This window comes from Herbaspirillum frisingense GSF30 (genome assembly GCF_000300975.2).
GTDB classification, from domain to species: domain Bacteria; phylum Pseudomonadota; class Gammaproteobacteria; order Burkholderiales; family Burkholderiaceae_D; genus Herbaspirillum; species Herbaspirillum frisingense.
In genome coordinates this window covers 103475-116035 of sequence record NZ_AEEC02000018.1, presented here as the reverse complement: position 1 = coordinate 116035, position 12561 = coordinate 103475, and the positions used below count along the sequence as shown (strand labels likewise).

The 12561-nt window shown below is 61.5% G+C and carries 12 protein-coding genes and 1 tRNA gene; 10 read left to right on the top strand and 3 right to left on the bottom strand.

The window, feature by feature from the left end; translation table 11 throughout:
• The 3 genes from HFRIS_RS25445 to HFRIS_RS14055 form a co-directional block, all read left to right on the top strand.
• The coding region (locus tag HFRIS_RS25445) for a hypothetical protein (RefSeq protein ID WP_006464053.1) at window positions 1–1406 on the top strand (1406 nt) is incomplete at its 5' end.
• 60 nt (window positions 1407–1466) lie between these two features.
• On the top strand, window positions 1467–1781 hold the full coding sequence (locus HFRIS_RS14060) for a transposase (protein WP_006464052.1): 315 nt from the start codon (window positions 1467–1469) through the stop codon (window positions 1779–1781).
• 41 nt (window positions 1782–1822) lie between these two features.
• Window positions 1823–2599, top strand: a complete 777-nt coding sequence (locus HFRIS_RS14055) for an IS3 family transposase (protein WP_006464050.1) — start codon at window positions 1823–1825, stop codon at window positions 2597–2599.
• A 192-nt stretch (window positions 2600–2791) separates the two neighbouring features.
• Here the strand turns inward: HFRIS_RS14055 and HFRIS_RS14050 are convergent.
• Window positions 2792–2881: transfer RNA gene (locus tag HFRIS_RS14050), tRNA-Ser, on the bottom strand.
• A gap of 146 nt (window positions 2882–3027) precedes the next feature.
• Window positions 3028–3816: an SDR family oxidoreductase gene (locus HFRIS_RS14045; RefSeq protein WP_006464048.1), complete on the bottom strand. Its 789-nt coding sequence runs from the start codon at window positions 3814–3816 to the stop codon at window positions 3028–3030.
• Between the two features lie 265 nt (window positions 3817–4081).
• Between HFRIS_RS14045 and HFRIS_RS14040 the strand changes: the two genes are divergently transcribed.
• Window positions 4082–4846: a sulfite exporter TauE/SafE family protein gene (locus HFRIS_RS14040; RefSeq protein WP_006464046.1), complete on the top strand. Its 765-nt coding sequence runs from the start codon at window positions 4082–4084 to the stop codon at window positions 4844–4846.
• Window positions 4847–4851: 5 nt separating this feature from the next.
• Here the strand turns inward: HFRIS_RS14040 and HFRIS_RS14035 are convergent, their stop codons facing one another.
• Window positions 4852–5844: a LysR family transcriptional regulator gene (locus tag HFRIS_RS14035; protein WP_006464044.1), complete on the bottom strand. Its 993-nt coding sequence runs from the start codon at window positions 5842–5844 to the stop codon at window positions 4852–4854.
• Window positions 5845–6103: 259 nt separating this feature from the next.
• Here HFRIS_RS14035 and HFRIS_RS14030 point away from each other — a divergent pair, with 259 nt between their 5' ends.
• From HFRIS_RS14030 to HFRIS_RS14005, 6 genes are read left to right on the top strand one after another with little or no spacing between them, the layout of a single operon-like run.
• Window positions 6104–6964, top strand: coding sequence for an HTD2 family dehydratase (locus HFRIS_RS14030; RefSeq protein ID WP_006464042.1), 861 nt, complete (start codon window positions 6104–6106; stop codon window positions 6962–6964).
• 29 nt (window positions 6965–6993) lie between these two features.
• On the top strand, window positions 6994–8160 hold the full coding sequence (locus HFRIS_RS14025) for an acyl-CoA dehydrogenase family protein (protein ID WP_006464041.1): 1167 nt from the start codon (window positions 6994–6996) through the stop codon (window positions 8158–8160).
• 40 nt (window positions 8161–8200) lie between these two features.
• The gene (locus HFRIS_RS14020) at window positions 8201–9391 is read left to right on the top strand and encodes a CaiB/BaiF CoA transferase family protein (protein ID WP_006464039.1); all 1191 of its coding nucleotides are present in this window, start codon (window positions 8201–8203) and stop codon (window positions 9389–9391) included.
• Window positions 9391–10230, top strand: a complete 840-nt coding sequence (locus HFRIS_RS14015; RefSeq protein ID WP_006464038.1) for an HpcH/HpaI aldolase/citrate lyase family protein — start codon at window positions 9391–9393, stop codon at window positions 10228–10230. The genes HFRIS_RS14020 and HFRIS_RS14015 overlap by 1 nt, the downstream gene beginning before the upstream one ends.
• Window positions 10231–10283: 53 nt before the next feature.
• The gene (locus HFRIS_RS14010) at window positions 10284–11408 is read left to right on the top strand and encodes a zinc-dependent alcohol dehydrogenase family protein (RefSeq protein ID WP_006464037.1); all 1125 of its coding nucleotides are present in this window, start codon (window positions 10284–10286) and stop codon (window positions 11406–11408) included.
• A 50-nt stretch (window positions 11409–11458) separates the two neighbouring features.
• Complete coding sequence (locus HFRIS_RS14005; protein ID WP_006464036.1) at window positions 11459–12484, top strand: TRAP transporter substrate-binding protein; 1026 nt, start codon at window positions 11459–11461, stop codon at window positions 12482–12484.
• Window positions 12485–12561: the final 77 nt, after the last annotated feature.

Genomic DNA, 12561 nt, shown 5'->3' with positions numbered 1-12561 from the left:
CCTTAATTCTTGCCCCAGCCATCTTGAGAGAAAAGTTACTTGTTCTGGACGATATCGAACGCAAGCACAATAAGCTTGATGTGGATGAGTTGCTAGGCTTTATCGATGAAATGACCAAGCAGCATAAGTGCCGAGTTCTTCTCATTCTGAACGACGATAAGCTAGATAAAGCGAGCGGAGATCTTTGGAATACGTTCCGAGAGAAGGTTATCGATCAAGAGCTAAGGCTATTAACCTCTTGCGATGAGGCTTTTGAGATTGCAGGAAAGACGTTCGCTTCACCATACGGCGAACATCTGTGCGAGCTGATAAAGATATGCGGCATCAATAACATTCGCATTATTCAGAAAATAATTAAGGCGAACAATCGAATTTTAGGGGGTAGAGCAGATCTTTCGTCAGGCACTTTAAATCGAGTTCTCCCTTCAATCGTCCTCCTCTCTGCGATTCATTATCGAGGTATCGAAGAAGGTCCTGACTTTCAGTTTGTTCTCGATCAAGGCGGGCCGCAAGATTGGAACGAATGGTCCGGAAGTAGGAAAGATCGATCGGAGGATGAAAAGAAAAAGGACCGATGGAAAGCACTGCTCAGAAAGATTGGCGTCGCACCTAAAGCAGCCGAATTTGAATTGCTGGTTGTCGAGTATTTGAAATCAGGTTTACTTGAAACGCTAAAGCTTGGCGAAACGATTAAAGGGTTTGAATCCGAATCTCGTGTTTTTGCTGCACATGACGAATGCAACGCGCTTTTGTCGTCGCTATTTTGGGATTATCAGACTTCCGAGGAGCAGCTTCTTGAGCAAGCCAAAAAAGTGGCTGAAAAATCCCCGTTGCTGGGTCCGTATCTTGTCTCCCAGTTTCATGAGGCGTTGATGGAATTTCCCGGAGGGCAGCAGTATGCAGAGGCCGCATTTAGGAATTACATTGCTAGCTTCGATAAAACGTCTGTCAACAGCTCTGTTCTGACAAATTTCTTTGGACGAACTTTGCATCCTGAGATCAAAAAATTGTTTGACGAAGTTGAAGCCGAGTTGCGCGTTAATACGTCACCAGTGGACGCGTGTGAGTACATCGCCTCAAACCAAGGATGGGGTGATCGCCAGTCACTAGCTTTACGTTCCGCAACTGCCGAAGATTTCGAGAGAATTCTGCTAACTCTGCCCGTTTCTAGACTGAGAAATTTCTGTTGGAAGATGGTTGAATTGTGCGCGCAGAATAGTAGCTATGAATCGCATTTTGGACCAGCGATGGATAATTTTGCTCAGGCCTGCCGGAAGGTTATTAAGGACAACCAGCAACCCAGGCTTTCTCGCATCATTAAGACGCTTTTTAAAGAAGCTAATATTTCAAACCAACTTGATGATCCAGTCCCAAATGCTGGAATGCTTGGCGAGAGCGACACTTGACTTTCATTGTAATGACCCACTAAAAACCTGCTCAGTAGATAATCCTGAAAGGAAATCAAAATGAGCAAGGTCATGGAAGAAGAATTCAAGCGTTGGACAGCCAAGCGCAAAGCGGCGCTGGTGATGGAAATCATCCAGGGAAAGACGACGGTGGCAGAGGCTAGCCGGTCGTTTGATATCCCGCCTTCAGAGATCGAAGAATGGGTCGATGAAGGCCGCAAAGGGATGGAGAACGCCCTGCGTGCCAAGCCACTGGATGTGAGAGAACAGTACGAGCGGCAACTCAAGGAGCTCCAGGAAGCCTATGGAGAAGCCGTGCTGGAGCTGCGCGCCAGAAAAAAATTGGCGTCCCTGTTGGGCGAGGAAGACAAGTAATCGAGACCATCCGCCAGGGACTCAAACAAGACGGTTTCGATGTGGCTGTCAGCAAGATATGCGCGTGGTTTGGGATTGCCAGGCGCAGCGCTTACTACAAGCCGGTGAAGGCTGAGCCCAAGGTGCAGGAGCGCTTTACCGAACCCATTCGCAAGATGATCCTGGAAGAGCCGTCCTTCGGCTATCGCACGGTGGCGGGCCTGCTCGGATTCAACAAGAACACGGTGCAGCGGATCTTCCAGCTCAAAGGCTGGCAGGTCAAGAAGCGGCCCATTGGTTTCCGCCCCAGGGTGAAGGCCTTGCCGTCGGTAGCCACAGGACCAGACCGGCGCTGGGCCACCGATTTGTGCCGGATCTGGACGGGGCGTGATGGTTGGGCCGTGCTGGCCTTGGTGATCGATTGCCACACGCGGGAATTACTGGGCTGGCATCTGTCGCGTTCGGGCAAGTCGAAGACGGCAGAGTCGGCCTTGGAGCAAGCGCTGATCGCGCGTTATGGCTCACTGGGTCGCGTGACGGCGCCGTTCTTGCTGCGCTCCGATAACGGCCTGGTGTTCACCAGCCGTAGTTACACCGCGTTGGTCCGCAGTTACGGGCTTCAGCAAGAGTTCATCACGCCGCATTGCCCGCAGCAGAATGGCATGGTTGAACGCGTCATCAGAACCCTAAAGGAGCAATGCGCTCATCGACATCGCTTCGAAACATTGCAACACGCCAGTCGCATCATTGGCGACTGGATCGGCTTCTATAACCACCGCCGGTCGCATCAGGCGCTGGGGATGAAGACACCGGCTGAGGCGTTTGCTTTAGCTGCTTGAGGTGAGCAGGTTTGGCTGGGTCATTACAAATCCTCCTCTGTTCAAGGAGGTGGATAAGGGCATTCTCTTGCGCCTGGCGATCTCGTCAAGCAAGTTGGCGTATGAGCGCCTTGCTACCACGCTTTAGTTTGTGGGTGAATTTGTGGGTAGAAATGATAAACGGGCCTGAAAGGCCCGTTCTATAAAGCGTCTTGGCGGAGGCTGTGAGATTCGAACTCACGGACGGGTCACCCCGTCGGCAGTTTTCAAGACTGCTGGTTTAAACCACTCACCCAAACCTCCTTGCGATGCGACAGGGCGTTGCCTGTCGCACGAGGGCCGCATTATACATCACATCAATTTCTTTGCATCCACCTCTTTCCGCGATGCAAGCAGATGCCGCTCATCTGGCGCTGTTGCGGCCGCCAGCCCATAGGCAGCAAGCCCAATCAGAACGTTCCCGGATAAGCCCCGCCATCCATCAGCAGGTTCTGACCGGTAATGAAACCGGCTTGCGCGCTGCAGAGGTAGGCGCAGGCGTCGCCGAACTCGGCCGGGTCACCAAAGCGCCCCGACGGGTTGAGCTTGCGGCGTTCGGCCAGGACTTCGTCCACGGTGCGGCCGCTCTCCTGCGCGGCGCCAGTGGCGGTGGAGCGCAGGCGGTCGGTTTCGAAGGGGCCGGGCAGGAGGTTGTTGATCGTGACGTTGTGGGCCACGGTCTTGCGGGACAGGCCGGCGACAAAGCCGGTCAGGCCGGAGCGGGCGCCGTTGGAGAGGCCCAGGATGTCGATCGGTGCGCGCACCGCGCTGGAGGTGATGTTGACGATGCGGCCGAAGCGGCGGGCGATCATGCCGTCGACGGTCGCCTTGATGAGCTCGATGGGGGTGAGCATGTTGGCATCCACGGCGGCGATCCAGTCGTCCCGGGTCCAGTCGCGGAAGTCGCCGGGCTTGGGGCCGCCGGCGTTGGTGACCAGGATGTCCGGTGCCGGGCAGGCGGCCAGGGCCAGGGCGCGGCCTTCGGGGGTGGTGATGTCGCAGGCCACGGTGGTGATGGTCGCGCCGGTGGCGGCGACTTCGGCACGGATCTCGGCGGCAGCGGCTTCCAGCGCTTCGCTTCCGCGTGCCAGCATGGTCACGTGCACGCCTTCACGCGCCAGCGACAGCGCGCAGGCGCGGCCCAGACCTTTGCTGGATGCGCACACGAGCGCGGTCTTGCCTTTGAGTTTCAAATCCATCGTTTCTTCCTTTGCTGAGGGGTTGGCATGGTAGGGCGCAGGCCCGCCGGGACAGCAGGGGCGGGCTGCGCTACACTGTCGGACCTGATCAGGGGCGCTATTTCTTCATCACCATGTAGATGGCCAGCGCAATGATGGCGACTACGCCCATCTCCAGCGCAAACACGATGACGCCGCTCATGTCAGTCTCCTTTTTTATCTTTCGATGCTGCCGCCGCTTTCGCTACTGATTGCAGCCCGGCGGCAGAGGCATCACTTTACACCGATGACGGCTTCCTTGTTTTTCTCGTGCGTAGTCAACTTTCTGCTCGGCGGTGTGCTGGGTGCCATGGGCGGTCTGTTCGGGATCGGTGGCGGGCTCATCGCCATTCCGGTACTGGGTTATCTGTACGGGATGGACCAGCAGCTGGCGCAGGGGACGGCGCTGGTGATGATCGTGCCCAACGTGGTCATCGCCTTCTGGCGCTACAAGCAGCGCAACCGGATCGAGTGGAGTGCGGCGGCGATGATGTGCGGGCCGGCGGTGGTGGCGACGTATTTCTCGGCACGGCTGGCTACGGTGATGGATGCGCGCAAGCTGCATTTCTGCTTTGCGCTCTTCATGGGGCTTCTGGCGCTGTATTACCTGTGGACGCTGTTGCGCGGCAAGCGCGAGATGCAGACTTCGCTGCGGCTGGGGCGTCGCTATATTCCGCTGGTGGGGTTGTCGGCGGGAGCGTCGGCGGGCTTCTTCAGCGTGGGTGGGGCGATCGTGGCGGTGCCGCTGCTGACGGCCTTCTTCGGGGCCACGCAGACAGCTGCGCAGGGGCTGGGGCTGGCCATGGTCACGCCCGGGACCCTGGTGGCGCTGTGGACCTATGCGCACGCCGGTCACGTGGACTGGACGGTGGGCATCCCCATGGCGCTGGGCGGCGTGCTCAGTATTTCCTGGGGCGTTGCGCTGGCGCACCATCTGCCGGAGCGGCGCCTGCGCATCCTGTTCTGCGGCGCCTTGCTGCTGCTGTCGTTGTGGATGATGATCGCCGGCTGATCCGGTCAGGCTGTCTTCTTCTGGCGCGCGGCGGATTTCTTTTCGGTACTTTCGGTCTTTTCGGCCTTTTCGGTGTTCAGGAGGACGACCTTGTCGTCGTCCGTGCCCTGGCTCATCTGCTCGCGGATGAAGTCGACCAGATTGCGCGCATGCGGTGAGAGCGTGTCGATGTTCTGGAACACCATGCTGCGCTCGCGCACGCTCCACGGATCGCTCAATTCCACCACCGCCAATTGCATGGTCTGCTGATGCCGTTGTGCCGCCGAGCGCGGGACGATGCCGATGCCGACATTGGTTTCTATCATGCGGCACATGGCTTCGAAGCTGCGCACCTGGATGCGCAGCTTCAATCGCTGGCCATGTTCGGAGACGATCTTGTTGAGGAAGTGGTGCAGGGTGCTGCCTTCGTGCAGGCCGATGTGTTCGTACTCCAGCGTGTCGAGGAAGGGGATGCTGCCGGCGCCGGCCAGCGGGTGTTCCAGCGCGGTGGCCAGGACCAGGCGGTCGGTGGAGAAATTCAGTATCTGCAATCCCTCGCCCTGCACCGGGCCGGCGACGATGCCGATGTCGGCCGTGCCTTCCTGGATGCCACGCAGGATGTCGTGGTTCAGCCGTTCTTCCAGCGCCACGTTGACCTGCGGATGGATGGCCAGGAACTTGCCCAGGATCTCCGGCATGAACTCGGTCACGGCGGTGGTGTTGGCGAAGATGCGGATGTAACCCTTGATGCCGTTGTTGTACTGCTGCATGTCGCTCTTGAGGTGCTCGACCTGCTGCATGAACAGTTGCGCATGGTGCAGCAGGGTATGGCCGGCAGGCGTGAGTTGCACGCCCTTGCTTTCGCGGTAGAGCAGACGGGTGCCGAAGCGCGCCTCCAGTTCCTTGATGCGGTTGCTGGTGGCGGCCAGCGAGAGGTTCATGCGCTCGGCGCTGCGGGTCAAGCTATTGAGCTCGGCGATGAGGATGAACAGGCGCAGGTCGGTCAGGTCGAAAAGCATGGCAGTTTCCGGCGGTCGTTGAGGGGAGGGCGCACCCTTACACACACACGTAGGCGTGGCGCGTGAACGGTCTTCATGTTACGCCGATTTGCAGTGACGCTGGCGGGCTTTGCTTGTTGCGCCGCCACATGTCCGGTCCTGTGCCGGCTGCAGCGCTGACTTCAGTTTTACGAAAGCCCCCCTTCCAAAATGAGAGATTGTTCTTGTCCTCCTGGCACGACAGACTTGCGGCCAATAAACGAAGAGCAAGCGAGGAGACATGGCCCACCCCGATCTCGATCTCACCCTGTTACGGCAATGGCTGGACAAGACCGAAACCCATCAAGACCTCATCAACCCTGTGAGCGCTGCGGCCCTGGCGGCGACCCTTGATGGTCCGCGCCAGCCGCGTGCCGGCGATGCCTTGCCACCGCTGTGGCACTGGATCTATTTCTGGAGCATCTGCCGTCAGTCCGAAGTGGGTGTCGATGGTCATCCGCAGCGGGGCGGCTTCCTGCCGCCGGTGCCTTTGCCGCGCCGCATGTGGGCCGGCGGGCGACTGCAGTTCGCCGCACCGCTGCCTATCGGTGTGACGGCGCAGAAGCGCTCGCGCATTGCCAGCATCGATGTCAAGCAGGGCCGCACCGGCGCGCTGGCCTTCGTGACCGTGCGTCACGAGATCAGCCACGAAGGCCGGCTCTGCCTGAGTGAGGAACACGACATCGTCTATCGCGACCTGCCCCAGCCGGGCGCGGTGGCCGTGGTTCCCAAGAGCGCGCCGGAGGGGGCGCAATGGCGTCGCCGGGTGCTGCCCGATCCGGTACTGCTGTTCCGCTATTCGGCGCTGACCTTCAATGGGCATCGCATCCACTATGACCGCAGTTACGTGACCGGCGTGGAGGGCTATCCGGGCCTCATCGTACACGGGCCGCTGATCGCCACGCTGCTGGCCGATCTGCTGGCGCGTGAGATGCCGCAGGCGGTGCTGCGCGAGTTCAATTTCCGCGCCGTGGGCAGCCTGTTCGATACCGAGCCCTTTACGCTGTGCGGCCGGCTGGCCGCCGATGGTCGCAGCGCCGAACTCTGGGCGCAGAACGAACGCGGTGAACTGGCCATGCAGGCCGAGGCCATCCTGGCCTGACGACAGAGACTTTTTTCGGAGACCCATCCATGTCCTATCAGGCGCCCAATGACGCTTATGGCGATCTGCGCGATGCCGTGCGCGATCTGTGCAATACCTTCCCCCCGGAATACTGGCGCAAGGTCGATGAAGCGCGCGGCTATCCCGAGCAGTTCGTCGATGCCCTGACCCGCGCCGGCTGGATGGCCGCGCTGATCCCGCAGGAGTATGGCGGTTCCGGCCTGGGCCTGACCGAAGCCTCGGTCATCATGGAAGAGATCAACCGCACCGGCGGCAATTCCGGTGCCTGCCACGGGCAGATGTACAACATGGGCACGCTGTTGCGGCATGGCTCCGAGGCGCAGAAACAGCTCTACCTGCCCAGGATCGCCACCGGCGAATTGCGCCTGCAGTCCATGGGCGTGACCGAGCCCACCACCGGCACCGATACCACGCGCATCAAGACGGTGGCGGTCAAGAAGGGCGACCGCTACGTGGTCAACGGCCAGAAGGTGTGGATCTCGCGCATCCAGCATTCGGACCTGATGATCCTGCTGGCGCGAACCACGCCGCTGGACCAGGTGAAGAAGAAGTCCGAGGGCATGTCCATCTTCATCGTCGATCTCAAGGAGGCCATCGGCCATGGCATGGAAGTGCGGCCCATCCTCAACATGGTCAACCACGAGACCAATGAACTCTTCTTCGACAACCTGGACATCCCGGCCGAGAACCTGATCGGCGAGGAAGGGATAGGCTTCAAGTACATCCTCGACGGCCTCAATGCCGAGCGCACCCTGATCGCGGCCGAATGCATCGGCGATGGCTACTGGTTCATCGACAAGGCCACGCAATACGCCAATGAGCGTGTGGTGTTCGACCGCCCCATCGGCAAGAACCAGGGCGTGCAGTTCCCCATTGCCGATGCCTTCATCGAGATCGAGGCCGCCAACCTGATGCGCTACAAGGCCTGTGAGCTGTTCGATGCGCGCCAGGCCTGCGGTGCCCAGGCCAACATGGCCAAGTACCTGGCGGCCAAGGCATCGTGGGAGGCGGCCAATGTCTGCCTGCAGACCCACGGTGGCTTTGGCTTCGCCTGCGAATACGACGTCGAGCGCAAGTTCCGCGAAACGCGCCTGTACCAGGTGGCGCCGATCTCGACCAACCTGATCTTCTCCTACGTGGCCGAGCACATCCTGGGCTTGCCGCGCTCGTTCTGAACCTGTTTTTCTGCACCTGCCCATCGACCGAGGAAGCGCCATGTCACAAGCCAACCGCCCGCTGGAGGGTATTACCGTGGTCAGCCTGGAGCATGCCATTGCCGCGCCGTTCTGCACGCGCCAGCTGGCCGACCTGGGGGCCCGGGTGATCAAGATCGAACGGCCCGGCGTGGGCGATTTTGCGCGGGGGTACGACACCCGTGTGCATGGTCTGTCGTCGCACTTCGTCTGGACCAATCGTTCCAAGGAAAGCCTCAGCTTGAATCTCAAGGACGAAGAGGGCAAGCGCATCATCGACCAGTTGCTGCAGGAGGCCGACGTGTTGGTGCAAAACCTGGCGCCGGGGGCGGCGGCCGGGCTGGGCCTGTCGGCCGCGGTGCTGCAGGAGAAACATCCGCGCCTGATCGTCTGCGATATTTCCGGTTACGGCGAGGATGGCCCCTATCGCGACAAGAAGGCCTATGACCTGCTGATCCAGAGCGAGGCTGGTTTTCTCTCGGTGACGGGGACGCGTGATGAGGTGGTCAAGGCCGGTTGCTCGATTGCCGACATCGCCGCTGGCATGTATGCCTATTCCAACATCCTGGCCGCGCTGATCAAGCGTGGGCGCGATGGACGCGGCAGTCACATCGACCTGTCCATGCTGGAGGCACTGACCGAGTGGATGAGTTTTCCGCTCTACTATGCCTATCAGGGTGCGGGGGCGCCGCAGCGCTCCGGCGCCGAGCACGCCACCATCTATCCCTATGGCCCCTTTGCGGCGGGCGATGGCAAGACCGTGATGCTGGGTCTCCAGAACGAGCGCGAATGGAAGGTCTTCTGCGAGGTGGTGCTGGAGGATGCTGCGCTGGCCGGCGATGCGCGCTTCTCGAGCAACTCGCGCCGCCACGAACATCGCGATGTGCTGCGTCAGCTGATCCTGGACATGTTCGCCGGCATGACCGCCGAGCAGGTGGTGGCGCGGCTGGACCGGGCGCAGATCGCCAATGCCCGCGTCAATGGCATGGGCGACCTGTGGCAGCATCCGCAACTGGCGGCGCGCCAGCGCTGGGCAGAGGTCGATACGCCGGCCGGCAAGGTGGCCGCGCTGCTGCCGCCAGGCGCCAACGATAGCTATGACTACCGCATGGACCCCATCCCGGCACTGGGGGAGCATACCGACGCCATTCTCGGTGGCTTGGGTTATGACGCGGCGGCCATCGCCACGCTGCGCGAACGGGGAGCCGTGTGATGGCGCCGCAGATTGCCACGGCCAGCAGTTTTCTGTTCGTGCCGGCCAATCGCCCGGAGCGCTATGTCAAGGCCCTGGACAGTGGTGCCGATGCCGTCATCGTCGATCTGGAAGATGCCGTGGCCCTGCGGCAGAAGGAGCAGGCCCGCGAGACCCTGGCGCGCTGGCTGCGCGAACAGGGGCCGCAGCCACGCCTGTGGGTGCGCATCAATGCCGCCGATACGGTCTGGCATGGCGAGGACCTGATGACGTTTTCGGCACTGTCCATGGCCGGCATCGTATTGCCCAAGGCGGAAGAGCCCAAGAGCCTGTCGGCGATTGCGCGTCGGCTGGGTCCCGGGCGCGGCCTGATCGCGCTCATCGAGAGTGCCGCCGGTCTGGCGGCCATGCGCGAGATTGCGGCGGTGCCGGGCGTGCAGCGGTTGGCCTTCGGTTCCATCGATGCGCAGGTCGATCTGGGCATGCAGTGCGGTCCAGAAGAGGAGGAGCTGACGCACTTCCGCATCGAGATGGTGATGGCCTCGCGCCTGGGGGGCATTGCCCCGCCCATCGATGGCGTGACCACCGATTTCAATGACGACGCCTTTCTGGCACGCATGGTGCAGCGCGCGCGCCGGCTGGGTTTTGGCGCCAAGCTGTGCATCCATCCGCGCCAGGTGGAAGGTGTGCGGCGTGGCTTCATGCCCAGCGAGCAGGAGCTGGCCTGGGCCACCGCCGTGATGGCGGTGGTGCGCGCCAGCGATGGCGGTGCCATTTCGCTGGAGGGCAAGATGATCGACAAGCCGGTGATCCTGCAGGCCGAGAAATTCCTGCATCAGGCTGGCCTGTTGTCCGATTGAGGCACAGCGGCTCGTGTAACCTAGACGTTTTCCAACCAGAGGGAGACGACCACATGAAAATCCAGGCCGCCGTATTGCGCGAGATGACCGATGCGCATCCGTTTGCCGTGAGCCAGCCGCTGAAGATCGAAGAACTCGATCTTGACCCGCCCGGCCCCGGCGAGGTGCTGGTGAAGATGAAGGCCGCCGGCCTGTGCCATTCGGACCTGTCGGTGATCACCGGTGTGCGTCCGCGGCCGGTGCCCATGGCGCTGGGCCACGAGGCTTCGGCCGAGGTGGTGCAAGTGGGTAGCGGCGTGACCGACCTGCGTGCCGGCGATCTGGTGGTGCTGGTCTTCGTGCCTAGCTGCGGCCACTGCCTGCCCTGCATGGAAGGGCGGCCGGCGCTGTGCGAGCCGGGCGCCGCCACCAATACCGTGGGTGAGCTGCTGTCGGGCCAGCGCCGTCTGCGTGACAAGACCCAGGCGGTGCATCACCACCTCGGGGTGTCGGCCTTTGCCGATCATGCGGTGGTCTCGCGCCGCTCCTGCGTGAAGATCGAGGCTGATATCGATCCGGTCGAGGCGGCCCTGTTCGGGTGCGCGGTGCTGACCGGCGTGGGCGCAGCGGTCAATACCGCCGAGGTCAAGGCCGGTACTACGGCGGCGGTGCTGGGGCTGGGCGGCGTGGGCCTGTGCGCGATGCTGGGCGCGCTGGCCTCCGGCGCGCGCGAAGTGATCGCGGTGGACCTGCACGACAGCAAGCTGGAAGTGGCGCGTGCGCTGGGCGCTACAGCCACCGTGAATGCCCGTGACCCGGATGCGGTGGCTAAGGTCAAGGAACTCACCAAGGGCGGCGTCGATTACGCCTTCGAGATGGCCGGCTCGGTGCAGGCCATGGAAGCGGCCTACCGCATGACCCGCCGTGGCGGCATGACGATCACGGCCGGCCTGCCTGCACCGAACCAGAACTGGGCGCTGCAGCAGGTCAGCCTGGTGGCCGAGGAACGCACCGTCAAGGGCAGCTATATCGGCTCCTGCGTGCCGGTGCGCGATATCCCGCGCTACATCGGCCTGTACCAGGCCGGCCGCCTGCCGGTGGACAAGCTCATGGGCGAGCGCCTGGCGCTGGCCGACATCAACCGCGGTTTCGACCGCCTGCATAGCGGGGAGGGGCTGCGCGACCTGATCGTCTTTTAACGCCGGGGGCCGAGGTCATCGGCCCCCGGCTTCACCCGGAGGAGACACGCATGACCATCATCACAATGCGGGCGGCACTGACCGCCTGCGCCTTCGCCACGCTGAGCCTGTCGACCACGGCAGCACTGGCGCAACAGCCCATCGTCATCAAGTTCAGTCACGTGGTGGCCAACGACACGCCCAAGGGCAAGGGCGCGGAACGCTTCAAGGAACTGGCGGAGAAGGCGACCAACGGCCGTGTCAAGGTCGAGGTCTATCCCAACAGCACCCTCTACAAGGACAAGGAAGAGCTGGAGGCGCTGCAGCTGGGTTCGGTGCAGATGCTGGCGCCGTCCCTGGCCAAGTTCGGGCCGCTGGGGGCCAAGGAGTTCGAGGTGTTCGACCTGCCCTATATCTTCCCCAACAAGGAAGTGTTGAAGCGCGTGACCGAGGGGCCGATCGGGCAGGGCCTGTTCCAGAAGCTGGAAGGCAAGGGCATCAAGGGCCTGGCCTACTGGGATAACGGCATGAAGGTGATGACGGCCAACCGGCCGCTGCACAAGGTGGCGGACTTCCGGGCGCTGAAGATGCGCATCCAGTCCTCCAAGGTGTTGGACGAGCAGTTCCGGGCATTGAAGGCCAATCCGCAGGTGCTGGCGTTTTCCGAGGTGTACCAGGCCATGCAGACCGGGGTGGTGGATGGCAGCGAGAACACGCCCTCCAATGTCTACACGCAGAAGATGCATGAGGTGCAGTCCAACTTGACCGTGTCCGACCATGGGTATATCGGTTACGCCGTGATCGTCAACAAGAAGTTCTGGGAGGCCTTGCCGGCCGATGTGCGCGGCCAGCTCGAAGGGGCCATGAAGGAAGCCACGGTCTACGCCAATACCATCGCCCAGAAGGAAAATGACGATGCCCTGGCCGCCATCAAGGCCAGCGGCAAGACCAAGGTCTACACCCTTTCCGAACAGGAGAAGGCCGAGTGGCGCCGCGCACTGCTGCCGGTACACAAGAGCATGGCCTCACGGGTGGGGCAGGACCTGATCGATGCGATCTACAAGGAAAGCGAAGCTGCCGGCGTCAAGATGAACTGATTGCATTGCTCCCATCCCGTTCGGGATGGACCTGCGCACCGGGCGGCCTGCAGCAATGCAGGCCGTTTTGCTTTGGG

Bases quoted from the DNA above. Each gene is read 5' to 3' on its own strand.
- HFRIS_RS14060 (WP_006464052.1), top strand. From the start codon at position 1,467: ATGAGCAAGGTCATGGAAGAAGAATTCAAGCGTTGGACAGCCAAGCGC.
- HFRIS_RS14045 (WP_006464048.1), bottom strand. From the start codon at position 3,816: ATGGATTTGAAACTCAAAGGCAAGACCGCGCTCGTGTGCGCATCCAGC.
- HFRIS_RS14040 (WP_006464046.1), top strand. From the start codon at position 4,082: ATGACGGCTTCCTTGTTTTTCTCGTGCGTAGTCAACTTTCTGCTCGGC.
- HFRIS_RS14035 (WP_006464044.1), bottom strand. From the start codon at position 5,844: ATGCTTTTCGACCTGACCGACCTGCGCCTGTTCATCCTCATCGCCGAG.
- HFRIS_RS14030 (WP_006464042.1), top strand. From the start codon at position 6,104: ATGGCCCACCCCGATCTCGATCTCACCCTGTTACGGCAATGGCTGGAC.
- HFRIS_RS14025 (WP_006464041.1), top strand. From the start codon at position 6,994: ATGTCCTATCAGGCGCCCAATGACGCTTATGGCGATCTGCGCGATGCC.
- HFRIS_RS14020 (WP_006464039.1), top strand. From the start codon at position 8,201: ATGTCACAAGCCAACCGCCCGCTGGAGGGTATTACCGTGGTCAGCCTG.
- HFRIS_RS14015 (WP_006464038.1), top strand. From the start codon at position 9,391: ATGGCGCCGCAGATTGCCACGGCCAGCAGTTTTCTGTTCGTGCCGGCC.
- HFRIS_RS14010 (WP_006464037.1), top strand. From the start codon at position 10,284: ATGAAAATCCAGGCCGCCGTATTGCGCGAGATGACCGATGCGCATCCG.
- HFRIS_RS14005 (WP_006464036.1), top strand. From the start codon at position 11,459: ATGACCATCATCACAATGCGGGCGGCACTGACCGCCTGCGCCTTCGCC.